This is a genomic window from Streptomyces sp. NPDC048473, from assembly GCF_043200155.1.
In the GTDB taxonomy this organism is placed as follows: domain Bacteria; phylum Actinomycetota; class Actinomycetes; order Streptomycetales; family Streptomycetaceae; genus Streptomyces.
In genome coordinates this window covers 205,503-222,791 of the sequence record NZ_JBICXE010000010.1, presented here as the reverse complement: position 1 = coordinate 222,791, position 17,289 = coordinate 205,503, and the positions used below count along the sequence as shown (strand labels likewise).

General features: G+C 69.4%; 22 protein-coding genes. 15 read left to right on the top strand and 7 right to left on the bottom strand.

Going from position 1 to position 17,289, the window contains the following annotated elements; genetic code table 11:
* Positions 1-54 precede the first annotated feature (54 nt).
* Both ACGFU7_RS19510 and ACGFU7_RS19505 read right to left on the bottom strand, forming a co-directional pair.
* On the bottom strand, positions 55-1,512 hold the full coding sequence (locus tag ACGFU7_RS19510) for an IS1380 family transposase (RefSeq protein ID WP_393697259.1): 1,458 nt from the start codon (positions 1,510-1,512) through the stop codon (positions 55-57).
* Between the two features lie 310 nt (positions 1,513-1,822).
* Positions 1,823-2,206 carry an ArsR/SmtB family transcription factor gene (locus tag ACGFU7_RS19505; protein ID WP_393697258.1) on the bottom strand — a complete coding sequence of 128 codons (384 nt, stop codon included), beginning with the start codon at positions 2,204-2,206 and terminating at the stop codon, positions 1,823-1,825.
* Positions 2,207-2,303: 97 nt separating this feature from the next.
* Here ACGFU7_RS19505 and ACGFU7_RS19500 point away from each other — a divergent pair, with 97 nt between their 5' ends.
* Both ACGFU7_RS19500 and ACGFU7_RS19495 read left to right on the top strand, forming a co-directional pair.
* Positions 2,304-4,298: a heavy metal translocating P-type ATPase gene (locus ACGFU7_RS19500; RefSeq protein ID WP_393697286.1), complete on the top strand. Its 1,995-nt coding sequence runs from the start codon at positions 2,304-2,306 to the stop codon at positions 4,296-4,298.
* Positions 4,295-4,711 carry a (2Fe-2S) ferredoxin domain-containing protein gene (locus ACGFU7_RS19495; protein WP_393697257.1) on the top strand — a complete coding sequence of 139 codons (417 nt, stop codon included), beginning with the start codon at positions 4,295-4,297 and terminating at the stop codon, positions 4,709-4,711. The genes ACGFU7_RS19500 and ACGFU7_RS19495 overlap by 4 nt, the downstream gene beginning before the upstream one ends.
* Positions 4,712-5,086: 375 nt before the next feature.
* Here the strand turns inward: ACGFU7_RS19495 and ACGFU7_RS19490 are convergent, their stop codons facing one another.
* Positions 5,087-6,262: a GTP-binding protein gene (locus ACGFU7_RS19490; RefSeq protein WP_393697256.1), complete on the bottom strand. Its 1,176-nt coding sequence runs from the start codon at positions 6,260-6,262 to the stop codon at positions 5,087-5,089.
* Positions 6,263-6,294: 32 nt separating this feature from the next.
* Positions 6,295-6,681: a hypothetical protein gene (locus ACGFU7_RS19485; protein ID WP_393697255.1), complete on the bottom strand. Its 387-nt coding sequence runs from the start codon at positions 6,679-6,681 to the stop codon at positions 6,295-6,297.
* 241 nt (positions 6,682-6,922) lie between these two features.
* Here ACGFU7_RS19485 and ACGFU7_RS19480 point away from each other — a divergent pair, with 241 nt between their 5' ends.
* Complete coding sequence (locus ACGFU7_RS19480) at positions 6,923-7,459, top strand: Fur family transcriptional regulator (protein ID WP_393697254.1); 537 nt, start codon at positions 6,923-6,925, stop codon at positions 7,457-7,459.
* A gap of 259 nt (positions 7,460-7,718) precedes the next feature.
* Here ACGFU7_RS19480 and rpsN read toward each other — a convergent pair whose 3' ends face one another.
* Both rpsN and rpmB read right to left on the bottom strand, forming a co-directional pair.
* Positions 7,719-8,024, bottom strand: a complete 306-nt coding sequence (gene rpsN, locus ACGFU7_RS19475) for a 30S ribosomal protein S14 (protein WP_393697253.1) — start codon at positions 8,022-8,024, stop codon at positions 7,719-7,721.
* Complete coding sequence (gene rpmB, locus ACGFU7_RS19470; RefSeq protein WP_215040312.1) at positions 8,024-8,260, bottom strand: 50S ribosomal protein L28; 237 nt, start codon at positions 8,258-8,260, stop codon at positions 8,024-8,026. Before rpmB ends, rpsN begins: the two co-directional genes overlap by 1 nt.
* Positions 8,261-8,328: 68 nt before the next feature.
* On the opposite strand from rpmB, the gene rpmG reads away from it, so the two are divergent.
* From rpmG to ACGFU7_RS19425, 9 genes are all read left to right on the top strand, one after another.
* Entirely contained in the window at positions 8,329-8,493 is a 165-nt protein-coding gene (rpmG, locus tag ACGFU7_RS19465) for a 50S ribosomal protein L33 (RefSeq protein WP_383254956.1), read from the top strand.
* A gap of 43 nt (positions 8,494-8,536) precedes the next feature.
* Positions 8,537-8,782, top strand: coding sequence for a type B 50S ribosomal protein L31 (locus ACGFU7_RS19460; protein ID WP_215040308.1), 246 nt, complete (start codon positions 8,537-8,539; stop codon positions 8,780-8,782).
* Positions 8,782-9,933 carry a CobW family GTP-binding protein gene (locus tag ACGFU7_RS19455; RefSeq protein WP_393697252.1) on the top strand — a complete coding sequence of 384 codons (1,152 nt, stop codon included), beginning with the start codon at positions 8,782-8,784 and terminating at the stop codon, positions 9,931-9,933. Before ACGFU7_RS19460 ends, ACGFU7_RS19455 begins: the two co-directional genes overlap by 1 nt.
* A 37-nt stretch (positions 9,934-9,970) precedes the next feature.
* Positions 9,971-10,219, top strand: coding sequence for a 30S ribosomal protein S18 (gene rpsR / locus ACGFU7_RS19450; RefSeq protein WP_393697251.1), 249 nt, complete (start codon positions 9,971-9,973; stop codon positions 10,217-10,219).
* Between the two features lie 359 nt (positions 10,220-10,578).
* Entirely contained in the window at positions 10,579-10,749 is a 171-nt protein-coding gene (rpmF, locus tag ACGFU7_RS19445; protein WP_215040293.1) for a 50S ribosomal protein L32, read from the top strand.
* Positions 10,750-10,755: 6 nt separating this feature from the next.
* Complete coding sequence (locus tag ACGFU7_RS19440; RefSeq protein WP_393697250.1) at positions 10,756-11,940, top strand: GTP-binding protein; 1,185 nt, start codon at positions 10,756-10,758, stop codon at positions 11,938-11,940.
* A 326-nt stretch (positions 11,941-12,266) separates the two neighbouring features.
* Entirely contained in the window at positions 12,267-12,488 is a 222-nt protein-coding gene (locus ACGFU7_RS19435) for a hypothetical protein (protein WP_393697249.1), read from the top strand.
* 200 nt (positions 12,489-12,688) lie between these two features.
* Positions 12,689-12,838 (top strand): hypothetical protein, encoded by a 150-nt coding sequence (locus tag ACGFU7_RS19430; RefSeq protein ID WP_393697248.1) that lies wholly within the window; start codon positions 12,689-12,691, stop codon positions 12,836-12,838.
* 166 nt (positions 12,839-13,004) lie between these two features.
* On the top strand, positions 13,005-13,187 hold the full coding sequence (locus tag ACGFU7_RS19425) for a hypothetical protein (protein ID WP_393697247.1): 183 nt from the start codon (positions 13,005-13,007) through the stop codon (positions 13,185-13,187).
* A gap of 188 nt (positions 13,188-13,375) precedes the next feature.
* Here the strand turns inward: ACGFU7_RS19425 and aztA are convergent, their stop codons facing one another.
* Complete coding sequence (gene aztA, locus ACGFU7_RS19420) at positions 13,376-14,119, bottom strand: zinc ABC transporter ATP-binding protein AztA (protein ID WP_393697246.1); 744 nt, start codon at positions 14,117-14,119, stop codon at positions 13,376-13,378.
* Positions 14,120-14,134: 15 nt separating this feature from the next.
* Here aztA and aztB point away from each other — a divergent pair, with 15 nt between their 5' ends.
* The 3 genes from aztB to aztC are packed head-to-tail and all read left to right on the top strand — an operon-like array spanning position 14,135 to position 17,226.
* Positions 14,135-14,995, top strand: a complete 861-nt coding sequence (gene aztB, locus ACGFU7_RS19415; protein ID WP_393697245.1) for a zinc ABC transporter permease AztB — start codon at positions 14,135-14,137, stop codon at positions 14,993-14,995.
* A gap of 21 nt (positions 14,996-15,016) precedes the next feature.
* Entirely contained in the window at positions 15,017-16,252 is a 1,236-nt protein-coding gene (locus ACGFU7_RS19410) for a hypothetical protein (protein ID WP_393697244.1), read from the top strand.
* The gene (gene aztC / locus ACGFU7_RS19405) at positions 16,249-17,226 is read left to right on the top strand and encodes a zinc ABC transporter substrate-binding protein AztC (protein WP_393697243.1); all 978 of its coding nucleotides are present in this window, start codon (positions 16,249-16,251) and stop codon (positions 17,224-17,226) included. The genes ACGFU7_RS19410 and aztC overlap by 4 nt, the downstream gene beginning before the upstream one ends.
* Positions 17,227-17,289 lie beyond the last annotated feature (63 nt).

Sequence of the window (17,289 nt, the reverse complement as noted above, 5' to 3'; positions counted from 1 at the left end):
CCGAGGGTGGTGCGGTGCTCTCCTGTCCGGTGTCGTCGGGGTGGTGGCCGGCCTTCAGGTGAGGGCCGGAAGCTGGATGGCCCGCTGCCAGGCGGTGGTGAACGCTTCGGCCCAGGGCCAGGTGCGGTCGAGGTGCAGGGTGCGCCTGCGGGCGTGGGCGGTGAGCCGGGCGGGCAGGTGATACAGCTTCATCCGGATCGTCTCCGGCTCCGCAGCGGCCAGGTCGGGCTCGTCGTGCAGGAGGAGGAGACGGGTCCAGGCGTCGAGGTCGGTGGCGAGGGTGGCGGCAAGTATCCAGGCCGCGTTGAGCTGCCAGGACTTCGAGGGCAGCAGCCCGAGCCCGACCCTCTTGATCGCTTTGACGCGGTCCTCGACCTCGGCGTGGTCACGGTAGAGGGCGTCGACGAACCAGACCTGGCCGGAGGCGGGGACCCCGGAAAGCCCGTGGTGGGAGGGGATGTTCGTGGCCACGATCTGGTAGCGCCAGCCGGTGCGTTTCTCGAAGGCGGTCAGTTTCTTCGCATCGCGCCGCGAGGGCTTGACCCGGCGCACGATCAGCCGCATTCCCTCGGGCCAGCCGGTCAGGTCACGCAGGCCGGTCAGCTCGGCGACCTGGTAGGTCAGCCACTGGCCGTCGGGTCCTTTGATTTCGTGGACCTCGCCGTCCTGCCGCAGTGCGGCCGTCCACACGCTTCCGGGCAGCAGCGCGATCGCATCCTCGTCTGCGGTGTTGATGGCCCAGCCGGTCACCCAGCGCACCCGGCGCCGGCTGGTGGTCAGCTGCTGGAGGTGGTCGAGGACGTCGTGGCTGAAGGCCGCGCCGTCGATCCGTACCAGCAGCTTCGACCACAGCGGCAGCGGGAGCTGCCGCAACGCGGCGGCCAGGACCGCCTTGTGGTCGGCGACGTCGTTGGGCGGCGCGTTGCCGGGCCGCAGCAGCATGGCAACGCACTCGCGGGTGTTGGCGATCCAGGCGCCCAGGGGCATGTGGCCGAAGGTGCCCTTGAAGGTGCCCGCCGCGCCTTCCTTGCGGCTGGTGCAGGTGACGATGGTCGCGTCGAGGTCCAGGACGTACCAGCCGGTCAGCTCCCGGCCGCATACCGAGATCCAGGGGAAGCCGCCGGGCCGTAGGGCGAGCAGCGTCCACACCGCGCGGCGTATGACAGCGCGGGCACGCTCAATCCGGGCCACGACCGGGGCGTCGATGGCCTGAAGGGTGCGGCGCAGGGTGCTGTCCGAGACCGGGGGGAACAGGCGCCGCCAGTGGCCCTGGAGTTGCTCGGCTTCCAGGATGTTCGTCGCGCCGAGCACGATCGCGCAGGCCAGCTGGACCAGCGCCACACCACGGTCCCGCCAGCTCGGCCCGCTGCCCTTCGGCAGCGCCGCGCTCAGCGCGAGGGTCAGGCCGACGCGGTCGGCGACCCTCCGCAGCAGCACCACGCCCGCGTGACCGATCAGATTCTTGTCGTCGGCCCGCACGACGAGCCGGTGATCCCATTCGGTAGCCTGCACCTGTTGGGTGCCTCTTCTCTGCGACGGTTTTGATCTAAGCAGTCCAGATCATCGCAGGTGGGAGGCACCCTTCTCTTGACATGGCGTCAGTTCACGGCCGCAGCTGAATATATGAGGTCGATGTGGGCAGTCGGCCTGGCACTTCGTACGCGTCCCCTGCCCACGGGGTGGCAGAGCTGTCCTGGCCTGCCCTTCGCCGAGGGGTGGCCGCCAGCCACAGGGCGCCGTTCGAGCAGTTGCCCCGCAGGGCGGCGAGGAGTACGCGATCGAGGGCATGCTGCCCGGTCGCACCTATCGCGACGCGGGCGGGTCAGAGTGCGGCGTTCACCGTCTCGTCGGCGAGAGTGTCCCGCAGGCCGAGACGAAGGTGCTCGACGTGGAAGAGGGCCTGGTCGAGGAGTTCGGCGACGTGGTGGTCGTACAGGGCGTAGACGATGGAGCGGCCGTTGCGCTCACCGGTGACCAGGCCCAGGTTGCGCAGCAGGCGCAGTTGGTGGGAGCAGGCGGAGGCTTCCATGCCCACCGCCTCGGCGAGGTCGCCGACCGCGCACGGCCCCTCCTGGAGGCGGGCCAGGATGCGCAGCCGGGAGGGGGTCGCCAGGGCCTGGAGGGTGGCGGCGACGTCTGCGGTCCCCACGGCGTCCAGGCGCTCGCGGGTAGTGGCGGTGTTCCTGGCATCGGCTCCATGACCCATGCCGCCCATCCTACTCATCACACTTGAAGACCTGTTCAGGTATTCCTGTACGGTGAGGGTGCTCGCCACCACTGCACCCGTGAAGGGCTTCTTCGTCATGCCTTCTGCACTCACTCAGCGTCCCGAGCGGACAGCTCCGGCTGCTCCGTCGGCGGTGCCGCGCCGCCGGACGCGCGTGCTCGCGCTGGCCGAGGCCCGCTGGGCCTCGGCCGCGCTGGTGCTGTTCCTTATCGCGCTGCCCCTCCAGCTGACCGGCGCCCCCGCGTGGACGTGGGGGCCGCTGTACGCGGCGGTGTACGTCACCGGTGGCTGGGAGCCGGCCTGGGCGGGTCTTGCGGCGCTGCGGGAGAAGACCCTGGACGTCGACCTGCTGATGATCGTCGCCGCGATCGGCGCGGCCTCGATCGGACAGGTGATGGACGGCGCGCTGCTGATCGTCATCTTCGCCACCTCCGGCGCCCTGGAAGCGCTGGCCACCGCGCGCACCCAGGACGCGGTCCGCGGCCTGCTCGACCTCGCCCCCACCACAGCCACCCGGCTGTCCGGCGAGGGGCGCGAGGAGACCGTCGCCACCGCCGAACTCGCGGTCGGCGACACGATCCTGGTGCGCCCGGGCGAACGCATCGGCGCGGACGGCCGGGTGCGGGACGGGGCAAGCGAGGTCGACCAGGCCACCATCACCGGTGAGCCGCTGCCGGTGACGAAGGAGAGCGGCGACGAGGTCTTCGCCGGCACCCTGAACGGCACCGGCGCGCTGCGGGTGAAGGTCGAACGCGACGCCTCCGAGTCCGTGATCGCCCGAATCGTCGCGATGGTCGAGGAAGCCTCCGAGACGAAGGCGCCGACCCAGCTGTTCATCGAGAAGGTCGAGCAGCGCTACAGCGTGGGAATGGTCGTCGCGACCCTGGCCGTCTTCCTGATTCCGCTGGGCTTCGGTGCCGAACTCACGGACTCGCTGCTGCGGGCGATGACGTTCATGATCGTCGCCTCGCCCTGCGCGGTGGTCCTCGCCACGATGCCGCCGCTGCTGTCCGCCATCGCCAACGCCGGACGCCATGGCGTGCTGGTGAAGTCCGCCGTCGTCATGGAGCGGTTGGGGCAGATCGACGCGGTCGCCCTGGACAAGACCGGCACACTCACTGAGGGCACCCCCCGCGTCACCGACATCCGCCCGCTGGCCGGCTCCGGCCTGGACGAGGAGACCTTGCTGGTCCTGGCGGCTGCGGCCGAGCACCCCAGCGAGCACCCACTGGCCCGCGCCGTGGTCGATGCCGCCCGCACCCGCGGCCTGACCATCCCCAGCACGCGGGACTTCACCTCCACCCCCGGCATCGGAGTCACCGCCACCATCCAGGGCCACACGATCGCGGTCGGTGCCCCGGCCCGCCTCCTCGGTGACAGCGATGACGCGGACTCGGCCCGCGCCGCCGTGGTGGCAGCCGAACTGGAGGACGGCGGGCGCACCGCGGTTCTCGTCCAGCGCGACAGCCTGGCGGTCGGCGTCCTGGGCATTGCCGACCGCCTGCGCCCCGACGCCGCCACCACCGTCGCCGCCCTGGCCACGCTGACCGGCAGCGTGCCGATGATGCTGACCGGCGACAACCCGCGCGCTGCCGTACGCCTGGCCGACGAGGTCGGCATCAGCGACGTCCGCGCCGGACTGCTGCCGCAGGAGAAGGTCGCCGCCGTCCAGGAACAGGAGAAAGCCGGCCGCAAGGTGCTGGTCATCGGCGACGGCGTCAACGACGCCCCCGCCCTGGCCGCGGCACACACTGGCATCGCCATGGGCCGCGCCGGATCCGACCTCGCCCTGGAGACCGCCGACGCGGTCATCGTCCGCGACGAACTCGCCACCGTCCCCACCCTCATCAGTCTCTCCCGGGCCGCCCGGCGTCTCGTGGTGCAGAACCTCATCATCGCCGCCGTCTTCATCTCCGGCCTCGTCATCTGGGACCTGGCCGGCCACCTGCCACTGCCACTCGGTGTCCTGGGGCACGAGGGATCGACCGTCATCGTCGGCCTCAACGGCCTGCGCCTGCTGCGCGACACCGCCTGGAACCGCGCCGCCACAGCCGCCCGGAACGCACGATGAGCCGCCGCGGCAAGAAGACCGCCCAGAATGCTTCCAGGGCGGGAGAGGTCCGGCCCACGGTCACCGTCTGCCGCGGCTGTTGCTGCGGCACGGCAGCGAAGGTGCCCCGTCTGGACCACGAAGCCCAGCTCGCCGACCTGCGCACCTCGCTGGCCGGGGTGGCGATGGTGCGGCGCACCGACTGCCTCGACGCGTGCGAGCGCGCCAACGTCATCGTCGTCCAGCCCTCCGCCGAAGGCCGCAAGGCCGGAGGACGACCCGTATGGCTCGGCCAGGTCAACGACCCCGGCGCCGCAGCCGACATCACCGCCTGGATCAACGACGGCGGCCCCGGCCTGGTCGACCCACCCGACATCCTCGACCTCTACACCTTCACCCCCTCGCGCCGCGTCCGGCACGAACTCGAAGATTAAACGGCTCAGTTGTGGGGCAGCCGCCGCGACATCAGCTGTCATCGCCTTGGGCGCGGGAATCGCCAGTTCGAGTGCCGTAGACGCAGCAGTGCGTGCATGCCTGGCACGTAAGAGGCGACTGAGTAGAGATACGGCGATGGACCGTAACAGCCCGTGCAACAGTTATCCCCCCGCTGCGGCGAGCATCAGGCGCATGGTCCACGGGGCGCCGACCAGTCGTTGAGGATCCGGCCGCGGGGGTGAAGCCGGGATACTCCAGCGCCGCCGCGCGTAGATGCGCCACCACTGCTCGGCCTGTGCGCAGGACCCGGCTGCACCCTGTCAGTACGTCCCGGAACAGGTCCACGTGATGCTGTCTGGCTGCCAGGGCGCGCTTCAGTGTCGTTCGGTGTCACCGAGCAGTGGGTCTTTCAGGTGGCTCCAGCCCTCGCTGCCGAGTGACAGCTCGGCGTCGTTAAGCAGGGCGCCGTCCAGTGCGCTGGTGATCCGAGTGCTGTCCAGGCCCAAGCCCGTGAACGTGATCTCGTTGCGGCGCTCGCCGTAGTAGTCGTCCCAGAACCAGCAGGCGAGGGTGCGGCGTTGCGGGGAGGCGGCTTCCCAGGCCGGGGACGTGGGAGCCTCCAGCCAGCGGTCCATCTCGCGGATTTCCAAGTGGCCGCCGGCCGAGCGCCACGTTATGAGTGCGTCCGGTCTGCTGGCGAGCCAGAGGTGCCCGCGGCTGCGCAGCACGCCCAGCAGGGCATCGCTCAAGGAGTCGGCGAGCCGCTGCGGGTGCAGAGGTCGGCGGGAGCGCCAGACGACACTGGAGACGGTCTGGCCGGTTTCGGGGTGAGCGTACGGTGAGGCCACCGGGTCCAGTCGGCCTTCCCATTCCGCCCGTACCTGCGCGGGTGCCCGAGGGCGGGTAAGGGCACGGGTGGAAACCGGATGTGCGGTGGCGATCTGTCCGAGGGTGGTCATGCCGGCGCGGGCGTTGAGGTAGCGAAGAAATGCGGCGGCGGCCTTCCCCTGTTTCCTGTTCTCCGGCGAGGGGTCTGTGAGAACGAGTGCGTCGGCGGCCTCCACTTGGCGGGCGGCAACCTCGGCCCGGGTGAGCCGTTCACCATCCTCGTCCGCGCCCCAGACCTGGATTGCCCGGTGGACGCAGGTGATGTCGGCCAGGAACGCGCTCCGGTCGACGCCGACGACGACGGGGGCGGCATCGTAGTGGTCCTGCAAGCTGTCGGCCCCGATTCTGGACCGCCACAGTTGAAGGAGAAATGGCAGGATGTCAATGTGCTCGGTCAGGGCCAGGACGACGTGGGTGGCCTTGTGCGTGCGCCGGAGCGCGATCAGGTCCTGCCGCAGGATGACCACAGGATCCCCGGTCGTGCCGAGCAAGGCCGGCGCCTCCGCCCGCCCGTCGGTAGTTCTCGCCAGTCGCTGGACCACTGGGTAGCGGCCGGATGGGCTCTCGTGGATCGAAACGGAGAGGACCACCGAGTCCGTACGGGTGCGCTTGAGCTGCGTGACGATGTTGCCGCGGATCTGGGGTGTGTTGCCGGCCACCATGCTCAACAGGCCCTTGCGCCCGCTGGCTTGCATCAGGTGCCCGGAGCGCACCCGGGGCGCGCGGCGAGAAGCGAAGCGGGGAGGCTCGCCACGTCCGGCATACCTGCCATGAGCCATGCCCGAACCGTCCTGGCGTCCTCCGCGCTCGCCACCGGTCCCAGGGGCATGGCCGGTGCGCTGGGGCGCCGGTCCTCCGTACACGGCTGGACGACGAGGTGGGCGCCGCGGCCGGCGGAACAGTCGAGCAGGTGCCCGAGGCACTGCGTAGCCACCATGACGGCGTGGGGACTGTCCCGTACGGCCTGTCGTAGCGTGCCGATGACGGCTTGGCCGGCTTGCTCACCGCAGGTCCCGCAGCTGGCGAGTGTGTACGGACGGGGCTGTCCGCCGTCCGCCGGGGTGTGCCCGGTATGCCGCATTGAAGACCCCCTCATGAGAATCGTGCCCGTTCGTATGGTGCGGCCGACGCGCTTTTCGGCCCCAGAGGCTGCCGAGGAAGCGGCACCTGCGTGGCGCTGAGCCTTGGCTTGTGAGCGGGAATCGGCAGGACGTCGAGTCCGTGCGCCGCGTTGCAGAAGGGCAGAATAACATGGACATGGATATCATTTTCATCTAGCATGTGGTTGTGCCGCTCGGCGATGTCTATGGAGGTGACCTGCCGTGACTGGTCGGACCACCCGGCAGCGGGCGGCGGTCCTCGATGGACTGGCGGAATGTCAGGACTTCGTGTCGGCTCAGGTGTTGCATGCCCTTTTGGCGGCGAACGGCACGCGGATCGGACTGACCACCGTCTATCGGGCGCTCCGCACCCTGGAAAGCGTCGGAGGCGTAGACGTGGTGCGCGACGACTCCGGTGAACGGCTCTACAGGCCGCGCCGGGGCGACGGCCACCAGCACTACCTGATCTGCCGCACCTGCGGCCGCAGCCGCCCGATCGACTCTGCGGTCGTCGAGAAGTGGGCCGATCGCATCACCACCGACACCGGATTCGCCGCCGTGGAGCACACCCTCGAACTCAGCGGCGTCTGTGCCGACTGCCAGCCGCGCCCGAACGGGATGTCGACCGAGAAGGAACAGCCGCCGCACTCAGGGGGTCCGCCTGCTCGGCTGGGCGGAGCGCCTCCCAGAAGTGCCCCGGTTGGCGAGGCTGTTCGCACGCTTCTCGGGCTCGACCATGACGTTCGGGCTCGACCATGACACCGCCGTCGTGATCCGGCGAAGTGCATGCCTTCGCGACGTGCGAGACCGCAAGTCAGGGCCCGGTTTGCCATATGTCGTTCCCTCGCCGGCGGGCATGCGGCATGCGGATGCCCGCCGGCCGCGGTCCGTGGAGGTGCCGCAACAGCACCCAGCGCGGCCCGTCGGTCTCGATGGGCCGCGCTGGCGGCGGTGTCAACGCCGGCCGTGATACGCGGCAGTGGGGTGCGGTCACGCCTCTGACGTCAGCGGAGCCCGCTCACCAGGAGGACTTGGTCACCCCGGGCAGGAAGCCGGCGTGCGCCTGCTGTCGGGTGCTGACCCGGGAGAGGCCGAACTTACGCAGGTAGCCGCGGGGGCGGCCGTCCACGCTGTCGCGGTTGCGGACGCGGGTGGCGCTGGCGTCGCGCGGCTGGCGGCGCAGTTCCGCCAGTGCGGCGCCCCGCTCCTCCTGGGTTGTCGAGGGGCGGCGGATGATCTCTTTGAGCTCGGCCCGCCGTGCGGCGTGCCGTTCGACGATCGCCTTGCGCTTCTCGTTCTGCGCGATCTTGCTCTTCTTCGCCATCAGACCTGCCCTCCGCGCGCCCGGATCCGTGCCACGGCCGCCTCGATCCCGATCACGTCCACCGTCTTGATCCCCTTGGTGCTCAGGGTCAGACGGACGTTGCGCCCCTCACTGGGGAGCCAGTAGCGCTTGCGCTGAATGTTCGGGTTGAAGCGGCGTGAGGTGCGCCGGTGCGAGTGGGAGATCGCGTTGCCGAAGCCCGGCTTCGCGCCGGTCAGTTGGCAGTGGGCGGACATGGTGCTACCTGCCTCTCTCTGCGTCCACTACCTATTGGTAATGGAAATCGTTCCCATATACTAGCCTCATGGCACGCAACGAACTCCGCCCGATCATCAAGCTGCGCTCCACCGCGGGCACCGGCTTTACCTACGTCACCCGCAAGAACCGGCGCAACAACCCCGACCGGATGGTGCTGCGCAAGTACGACCCCGTCGCACGCCGTCACGTGGACTTCCGCGAAGAGCGCTGACACCCCTCGTCCCCCGACCAGCCCCGAAAGGCCAGACCCAGCCATGAAGCCCGGCATCCACCCCGACTACAGCCCCGTCGTCTTCCGCGACACCGCGTCGAACCACGCCTTCCTCACCCGGTCCACGATGACCAGCGAGAAGACGATCCAGTGGGAGGACGGCGAGACCTACCCGGTCGTCGACGTCGAGATCTCCTCGGTGAGCCACCCCTTCTACACCGGCACCGCCCGCGTCCTGGACACCGCCGGCCGTGTCGAACGCTTCGAGCGCCGCTACGGGGCCCGCTGATGGAGCAGGATCGCCGACTACCCGTCGTCCTCGTCGCCGGGCTCCATGCGGACGCCCGCAAGGAGGTCGTCGACCATTTCCTTCGGACCGTTCCCGGCAGCGTCGCTCTGCACCACGACCTGACCGGCGCGGGGGACGGAGCCGTACGCCGCCTCACCCGCGACGGCTCCGGCGACCTCGCTCGGGAGCAGACGCCGCTGATCAACGACTGTGCCTGCTGCGCGCTGCGTGAGGATCTCGTCCCCGAGCTGGAGCGGCTGGCCCACGGCGGTTTGACCCGGCTCGCCGTCGTCGAGCTGTGGGACTCGGTCGAACCGAAGGCGATGGCGGAGGTGGTCGCCGCTCACGCGGGCGACCTCCTGATCCTCACGAACGTGATCACCGCCGTGGACCCGGCGCTCGTGCTGCCCTATCTGGCCAACGGCGACGACCTGTCCGAAGCCGGCCTGGCGGCCGCCCCCACCGACCAGCGCACCATCGGCGACACCTTCGCCCGTCAACTGGAGTACGCGCCCGTCCTCGCCCTGGTCGACAACGAGGAAGCGGACAGCGAGGACCGCGCACTCCTCACCCAACTCCACCCCACCGCCCGCCACGTGGATGTGAACTCCGGCGAACTCGCCGAGATCGCCTTTGCCGGTTTCGACGTCGAGGCGGCCGCTGCCGCGCAGCATCCGGCCTGCGCGCTCTTGCCTCAGGAGGCTGATGAGGCTGGGGTGACCACGCTCGTCTGGCGCCGTCGCCGGCCCTTTCACCCCGCGCGTCTGTACGAAGCGCTGGAGGACCTGTGCTGCGCGGCCGCGCGTAGCCGGGGCCGGTTCTGGCTCGCCGACCGCCCGGACACCCTGCTCGCCTGGGACGCCGCGGGCGGCGCGCTCTGCGTGGAGGGCGCCGGACCATGGCTCGCTTCCCTGCCCGACGCCGCCTGGGAAATGATCCCACCCATCCGGCAGGCCGCCGCAGCACTGGACTGGCACCCCGATCACGGCGACTGCTGCCAGCACCTCGTCTTCACGTCCCCCGGACTGGACCGAGAGGGGCTCGAACGGCTCCTTGAGTCGTGCCTTCTGACGGATGCCGAGTACGCGGCCGGGCGCGACGCGTGGAAGCACCTTCCCGCCGCCTTCGACGCGCTCCTGGACCCAGCCTGACCCCTCGACGACCTTCCCCACACAAGGAGCAGCCGCCATGGCCCGCCGCCAGGAACCCCATAAGCCCGCCAAGTCCCGCCCCAACCCGCTCGACGCGGCCAAGATCACGTACATCGACTACAAGGACACCGACCTGCTGCGCAAGTTCATCTCCGACCGCGGCAAAATCCGCAGCCGCCGCGTCACCCGGGTCACCGCCCAGCAGCAGCGCCAACTCGCCGCCGCTATCAAGAACGCACGCGAGATGGCCCTGCTGCCCTACGCCGGCAACTCCACCGCCCGCTGACCGGCATTCCGGACGGCCGATGTCCGTGACCTCCCGGCTCGCAGCATGGATCGGCGGAAGCGTCGTGCTTCAGTGGCGGGGAGTTGGCCACGGCGGCGATGCTGCTGGTGTTGTGCAGCAAAGCCGCGAGGACCGGGTTGGTCGTGCCTCCTGCGTCGGCAAGGAGGCACGACCAGGTTGACGCCGACGGCCAGGCCGTAGTTCTGGCGTACGACGCGCAGGATGTGTCGGCTGGGCTCGACGACGGCGGGGACCTGGCGCAGGTCATTGCCAACTGTGTCATTCAGAGGGAGCATGCAGGTCGTAATGGTATTCATTTTCATGTAGCCTGATCGGCGTCAAGGATCGAGGAGACCCCCATGGCTGTTCCCAAGCGGAAGATGTCCCGCAGCAATACCCGCCACCGCCGCGCCCAGTGGAAGGCCAGCACTCCGCAGCTCGTGCCGATCACGGTGGACGGCTCCAGCTATCTTGTGCCGCAGCGGCTGGTCAAGGCGTACGAGCGCGGCCTGCTGCACCCCGAGGGCTGAGCGAACGTGAACCACCACCGTCTGCCTGTCACCGTGCTGTCCGGGTTTCTCGGCGCGGGCAAGACCACCCTGCTCAACCATGTCCTGGGCAACCGCGAAGGTCTTCGCGTCGCCGTGATCGTCAACGACATGAGCGAGATCAACATCGACGCGGCTCTCGTCCGGGGCGGCGAAGCGGCGCTGTCACGAACCGAGGAGCGCCTGGTCGAGATGACTAACGGCTGTATCTGCTGCACTCTGCGCGACGACCTGTTGGAAGAGGTCGACCGGTTGGCCCGCGAGGACCGCTTCGACTACCTGCTCATCGAGTCCAGTGGGATCTCCGAGCCGATGCCGGTAGCGGCCACCTTCTCCTTCCCGCGCAACGACGGTGCCACCCTGGGCGACTTCGCCCGACTCGATACCATGGTCACCGTGGTCGACGCGGCCAACTTCTTGCCGGAGCTGACCGGCGGCGACGGACTGGCCGAGCGTGGACTGGACCAGTACGAGGGCGACGAGCGCACCGTGAGTGATCTACTCATGGACCAGATCGAGTTCGCCGACGTCATCGTGCTCAACAAGCTCGACCTCGTCGCCGCCGAGGACGCCGACCGGCTCAAGGCCGCTCTGGTACGCCTCAACCCCGTTGCCCGCATCGTCCCGGCGAGCCATGGCGCGGTGGACCTGCGTGACGTGCTCGGTACCGGGCTCTTCGACGTCGAGCGCGCCCAGCAGGCTCCGGGCTGGGTCAGGGAACTCAACGGAGACCATGTCCCGGAGACCGAGGAGTACGGCATCTCCTCCACCGTCTTCCGCGCCGACGCCCCGTTCCACCCGGACCGTTTGTGGAACCTGGTCACCGAGCAGCTCGACAGCGGACAGTTTGGGCAGGTACTCCGCTCCAAGGGCTTCTTCTGGCTGGCCAGCCGACCGCGAGTGACGGGGCTGTGGTCGCAGGCCGGTTCCGTCGCCCGCTTCGAGCCCTCGGGGGCTCGCGACGCCGGCACCTCACAGGGGCAGGAGCTGGTGTTCATCGGCACCGGACTGCAGGCAGACAAGCTGCAGGCCGCCCTGACCGACTGTCTGCTGGCCGACGGCGAACCGGCGCCGAACGACGACGTGTTCCCCGCCTGGGAGACGTACGGCATCGAGGACGCGTGCGAGCACGAGCAGCCCGAACCGGTGTCCGCGGGGGCCGCTCACAACTGAAACTCCGGGCCGGGTGGTGGTCGCAGCCACGGCACCGCCCGGCCCGGTACGGCACAGCCCGCCCCAGCCTCCGCTTCCATGGAGCCCGGGGCATCGCCGGTTGCGTGCCCCGGCTCCTACGGCGCACGCCTACGTGAAGGAGCCGAGATGGGCGCTCGGCGGGCGAACCTTGGTAGCGTCCAGGAGACACCGCTGCTCCTCGTCATCGACAGAGCCACTCGTCGGTGCGGCTTCCGCTGCTGACGACCGGAAGCCATGCCGTGAAGGATGGGCGTTCGATGGCACCGGCCCCGCGTTCTGCCCCGCGGGGACCTGGTGTTTCCGCCATGGCTACCGAAGTGCACGCCGGGGCGTTCCGCGACGCCGGCTCCAAGCTCGCTGCCGACGCCACAAGCACCGCATCTGTCACCCTGGCGAGTCTCCCCGCGCAGGTGCTGGACGCGCTCACCGGACACGCGCGGACCCTGGGGGACGGGCTGGGCTGCAGAAGCCCAGCCCGGATCGACGTCGGGTCACCGGTGACGGACGGCTCTACGCGCTGGAGGTGAACACGACACTGCACGTCACGGGAGTCGAGCTTCGCAATTGACGCCGCCCTGTGCGGACTGAGCCACACTGAGGTCGTGCGGCCCTTTCTCCGCAAAGCGCCGACCCGCCCCGCATACGACGTAACCCCTGCCCATTCCCGTACCGGTCACGACACCAGCGCCCGGATAAAGGCTGCCTGATGTGTCATCAGAAGATTGCGGTGCCCCACGCCCACCAGGTCCACAACGCCCCTGCTGTCGCCGCAGCCGTCCACGCCCTGGGCAGGGACACCGACCTGATCGTCGAAGCACTGTCCGCCACCGAGTTCCCGCACGCCGAAATGCCGGCACAGGACCGGCGCAAGGCTTGACCTACAACCCCCTGCACCGGATGAAGAACTGTGCCGCTTTCGGCGGCGCACCCGGACTACCCGGCCCGTTCGCTGCGCACCGGCCCGGTGAGGAGACGGACGAACCCCCGCAAGATGAACACGCAGCCACTCTCCCCGGTCCACGCGATGGGCGCGAGCAGTGACGGTGATCTGGCTGCAGGTCCTGGCCGCGTACAACGCCGACCAGTACCAGGAAGATGACCGCGAGCCGTTCCTCGCCCTAGGCGCCGCCGAACTGGCGCACGCCCGCAGCAGCGAGGGCCGGCCCGCGACCGCCCAGGACGTCCGGCACATTGCCCCCAGGAGGACGGTCTCCTGCCCGACATAAGTTTGTGACCTAGCTGCGCGGACTCAGGACTTGAGTCGACGCGCGCCACAGTCTGCCCGTCCGGCGTGAATGCCCGTCGGGCAGGCGGTCGTGCGGGACTGGACCCGCTGTCCGGGTCGAAAACCTGGGTCCTGCGCACCGCTCGGCCGTGCCCGGCATGGCCGTCGAGAATGCGTGTGCCGGGCTCCTCAGAGCGTTTGCCAGATCCGCGTCAGTGACGACGTGGTGAGGACCTGGTCCGGACGCCCCTGCCCCGCGAGGCGGCCGTCCTGCAGCAGAAGGCAGGCGTCCGCCGCGCGCGCCACCTCGAGGTCGTGTGTGGCTTGGACGATCGTCACCCCGTCGGCGACGAGCGTCGTCAACAGTGCCCCGATCCGGTCCCTCGCCTCCGGGTCCAGCCCGGTGGTCGGCTCGTCGAGGAGCAGCAGGTCCGATTCCTGCGCCAGGCCCTGGGCGATGAGCGCGCGTTGCCGTTGCCCGCCCGAGAGTTCGCCCAGTTGGCGTGAGGCGAGGTCGCCGATGCCGAGCCGGTCGAGCATCGCGTCCACGGTCGCGTGATCCCGTGCGGTCAGCCGTCGCCACGGACCACGCTCGCCCCAGCGTCCCATTTCCATGGTCTGCCGAACGGTGAGCGGAAGAGTGTCGCCCACTGCTCCGCGCTGCGGTACGAAAGCGGGCGGCCGGGCACCAGTGCGGAGAAGGTCGCCCGATGTCGGCTTGATCACACCGGCGAGCACGCCGAGCAGGGTCGACTTGCCGCTGCCGTTCGGGCCGACGAGCGCCGTCATGGTCAACTCGGTTATTTCACTGCTGACTTGATGGAGGACGGGGCGCCCTGGATAGCCGGCACACAGCTCCGAGAAGCGGAGGGAGATGTTCCGATCGAGAGGTGGGGTGGTTGAGGGCTGCGGCGTGTTGAACATGATTTTCATTGTAGTGTCCGGGGCATGGAATGGTTGACGGTCCCGTTCGAGGTGACTTTCGTGCAGCGGGCCCTATGGGGCGGAATGCTGGTTTCCGCCATCTGTGCGCTGGCGGGCACCTGGGTGGTGCTGAGGGGGATGGCCTTCCTCGGTGACGCCATGTCCCACGGGCTGCTGCCCGGGGTCGCGGTCGCCGCGCTCCTCGGGGGCAATCTGATGGCGGGCGCGGTGGTCAGCGCCGTCGTCATGACGGCAGGCGTCACCGCGCTGGGCCGTACGCCCAGGTTGTCGCAGGACACCGGCATCGGGTTGCTGTTCGTCGGCATGCTCTCGCTCGGCGTGATCATCGTGTCGCGCTCGCAGTCGTTCGCGGTCGACCTGACCGGCTTCCTCTTCGGGGACGTACTCGCGGTCAGGCAACAGGACCTCCTCGTGCTCGCGGCGGCGTTGTTCGCGGCGCTGGCGGTGTCGGTCCTCGGTCATCGCGCCTTCCTTGCCCTGGCGTTCGACTCGCGCAAGGCCCACACCCTGGGGCTGCGACCGCGCCTTGCCCACGCTGTGCTCCTCGGCCTGCTCGGCCTGGCGATCGTCGCCTCGTTCCACATCGTGGGAACGCTGCTCGTCCTCGGGCTGCTCATCGCACCGCCGGCGGCCGCTCTGCCCTGGGCTCGCTCCGTGCGCGGAGTCATGGTGCTCGCCGTACTGCTCGGCACCTTGGCCACGTTCGGGGGCCTGCTGCTGTCCTGGCACCTGAGCACCGCGGCCGGCGCGACTGTCGCGGCCCTCGCGGTGAGCCTGTTCTTCGTCTCCCACGTCCTGTCCGGCCTGCGTGACCGGCGTACGCGTCAGGTCCACTCCACGGCACCCCTGCTCGAAGTCAACTGAAAGAAGCCAGAGGCGATCACCATGACCGTCCGCAGAAACGTCACGCCGTGGGCATCGGCCGCACTGGTGCTCACCGCGCTGCTCACCACGAGTTGTGCGGGGGAGGACCCGGACGCCGGGCGATCCGAGGCGAATCCCTCGTCCGCCACTCCGCACGGGTACGTTGAGGGAGCGAAGGAGGCCGCCGAGCAGCAGTCCCGGCTCCTCCTCAACGACCCCGACAGCGGGAACACCAGAGTCCTCGACCTCGTCACCGGCAAGGTGCACAGGACGGCCGAGGTGAGGGATGCCGTTCGGCTGGGCATGGACGGCAGGTTCGGCTACCTCCATGGGCCCGCCGGCACCCATGTGCTCGACAGCGGAGCGTGGATGGTGGACCACGGCGACCACGTCCACTACTACAGTGCGCCGACGCGGGACGTGGGTGAGATTCCTGCAGGCAGCCAAGCGCAGATACGCAGTGATGTCGCCGTCACCGCGGTGACCGACGAGAACGGCCGCACCGTCCTCTACGACCGCAGCAAGATGGAGAAGGGGCAGATCGCGACTCCTCGGACGCTGCGCGGCACTTACACCGGTGCGGTCGTGCCGTACGAGGAACACCTGCTCGCCTTCGCGAACCAGGGCGGCACCACGGAACTCGTCGTCCTCGACCGCAAGGGCGAACGCGTGGCTTCCCCGGACGTGACGTGCGAAGCCCCTCAGGGAGACGCGGTCACCCGGCGCGGCGTGATTCTCGGCTGTGCCGACGGCGCCCTGCTCGTGCGTGCGCAGGACGGTGCCTTCACTGCCGAGAAGATCCCGTACGGAAAGCACGTCCCGGGACAGGAACGCGCCACCACCTTCCGTCATCGTCCCGGCAGCGACACCGTCACCGCCCCGGCAGGAGGCGACGCCGTCTGGGTCCTGGACGTCGCCGACCGGACCTGGAAGCAGGTGGAGACCGGGCCCGTCGTCGCGGTCAACACGGCGGGCGAGGGCTCCCCGTTGCTCGTACTGGAGACCGACGGTTCCGTGCACGGCTATGACATCGCGACCGGAAAGCAGACCGCACGGACCAAGCCGCTGCTGACACCAGGGAAGCCGGACGGTTCCGACGGCAACGCCCCCGTCATCGAGGTCGACCGCAGCCGCGCCTACGTCAACGACCCCGAGGGCAAGAAGGTGTTCGAGATTGACTACAACGACGGCCTCCGCATCGCGCGCTCCTTCGACCTGGACGTCAAGCCGGTCCTCATGGTGGAGGCCGGTAGATGAGCCGAACCGCGGCGAAGCGTCGCGCGAGGGTGGGCACCGCTCGCCCCCGACACCTGATCGCGGGCCTCCTCGCCCTCGTGACAGCGATGACCGCCACCGCCTGCACCACCGACGACGACCGGCCCAGCATCGTCGTCACGACCAACATCCTCGGCGACGTCACCCGCGAGATAGTCGGCGACGAGGCCGACGTCACCGTCCTGATGAAGCCCAACGCCGACCCGCACTCCTTCGGACTGTCCGCGGTGCAGGCCGCCGAGCTGGAACAGGCCGATCTGGTCGTCTACAACGGCCTGGGCCTGGAGGAGAACGTCCTGCGGCACGTGGACGCCGCCCGCGAGTCCGGTGTCGCCACCTTCGCCGCCGGCGAGGCGGCCGACCCGCTCACCTTCCACAACGCCGACGACGGCGGCCCCGAGGGAGAGGAAGGGCAGCCCGACCCGCACTTCTGGACCGACCCCCACCGGATGCACAAGGTCACCGGCCTGATAGCCGACCAGGTCATCGAGCACGTCAACAGCGTGGACCCCGACACGATACGGGCCAACACCGACCGCTACGCGAAGCAACTCACCGACCTCACCAGCTGGATGAAGAAGTCCTTCGGCCGAGTTCCCGCGGACCACCGGGCCCTGGTCACCAACCACCACGTCTTCGGCTACCTCGCCGACCGATTCGGCTTCGAGGTGATCGGCGCGGTCATCCCCAGCGGCACCACCCTGGCCTCACCCAGCTCCTCGGACCTGCGCTCCCTCACCCAGGCGATGGAGAAAGCAGGCGTACGCACCGTTTTCGCCGACTCCTCCCAGCCCAAACGGCTCGCCGAGGTACTGCGAACGGAAATGAGCGGCGGGGTCCGTGTCGTCGAACTCCACTCGGAGTCCCTCACCGCCAAGGGCGCGGGTGCCGACACCTACCTGCGGATGATGCGCGCCAACACCACCGCCATGGTCACCGGCCTGACCGGCTCCTGACCACCAGATCTTGACCTCCCGGTCCTCCCGGCACACCCGCCCATCGGGCGCCGGCTCGTCGTA

What these genes read in the sequence shown, in the direction of transcription:
- ACGFU7_RS19505 (WP_393697258.1), bottom strand. Translation starts at nt 2,206, where the DNA reads ATGGGTCATGGAGCCGATGCCAGGAACACCGCCACTACCCGCGAGCGC.
- ACGFU7_RS19500 (WP_393697286.1), top strand. Translation starts at nt 2,304, where the DNA reads ATGCCTTCTGCACTCACTCAGCGTCCCGAGCGGACAGCTCCGGCTGCT.
- ACGFU7_RS19495 (WP_393697257.1), top strand. Translation starts at nt 4,295, where the DNA reads ATGAGCCGCCGCGGCAAGAAGACCGCCCAGAATGCTTCCAGGGCGGGA.
- ACGFU7_RS19490 (WP_393697256.1), bottom strand. Translation starts at nt 6,262, where the DNA reads ATGGTGGCCGGCAACACACCCCAGATCCGCGGCAACATCGTCACGCAG.
- ACGFU7_RS19485 (WP_393697255.1), bottom strand. Translation starts at nt 6,681, where the DNA reads ATGCGGCATACCGGGCACACCCCGGCGGACGGCGGACAGCCCCGTCCG.
- rpsN (WP_393697253.1), bottom strand. Translation starts at nt 8,024, where the DNA reads ATGGCGAAGAAGAGCAAGATCGCGCAGAACGAGAAGCGCAAGGCGATC.
- rpmB (WP_215040312.1), bottom strand. Translation starts at nt 8,260, where the DNA reads ATGTCCGCCCACTGCCAACTGACCGGCGCGAAGCCGGGCTTCGGCAAC.
- rpmG (WP_383254956.1), top strand. Translation starts at nt 8,329, where the DNA reads ATGGCACGCAACGAACTCCGCCCGATCATCAAGCTGCGCTCCACCGCG.
- ACGFU7_RS19460 (WP_215040308.1), top strand. Translation starts at nt 8,537, where the DNA reads ATGAAGCCCGGCATCCACCCCGACTACAGCCCCGTCGTCTTCCGCGAC.
- ACGFU7_RS19455 (WP_393697252.1), top strand. Translation starts at nt 8,782, where the DNA reads ATGGAGCAGGATCGCCGACTACCCGTCGTCCTCGTCGCCGGGCTCCAT.
- rpsR (WP_393697251.1), top strand. Translation starts at nt 9,971, where the DNA reads ATGGCCCGCCGCCAGGAACCCCATAAGCCCGCCAAGTCCCGCCCCAAC.
- rpmF (WP_215040293.1), top strand. Translation starts at nt 10,579, where the DNA reads ATGGCTGTTCCCAAGCGGAAGATGTCCCGCAGCAATACCCGCCACCGC.
- ACGFU7_RS19435 (WP_393697249.1), top strand. Translation starts at nt 12,267, where the DNA reads ATGGCTACCGAAGTGCACGCCGGGGCGTTCCGCGACGCCGGCTCCAAG.
- aztA (WP_393697246.1), bottom strand. Translation starts at nt 14,119, where the DNA reads ATGAAAATCATGTTCAACACGCCGCAGCCCTCAACCACCCCACCTCTC.
- aztB (WP_393697245.1), top strand. Translation starts at nt 14,135, where the DNA reads ATGGAATGGTTGACGGTCCCGTTCGAGGTGACTTTCGTGCAGCGGGCC.
- ACGFU7_RS19410 (WP_393697244.1), top strand. Translation starts at nt 15,017, where the DNA reads ATGACCGTCCGCAGAAACGTCACGCCGTGGGCATCGGCCGCACTGGTG.
- aztC (WP_393697243.1), top strand. Translation starts at nt 16,249, where the DNA reads ATGAGCCGAACCGCGGCGAAGCGTCGCGCGAGGGTGGGCACCGCTCGC.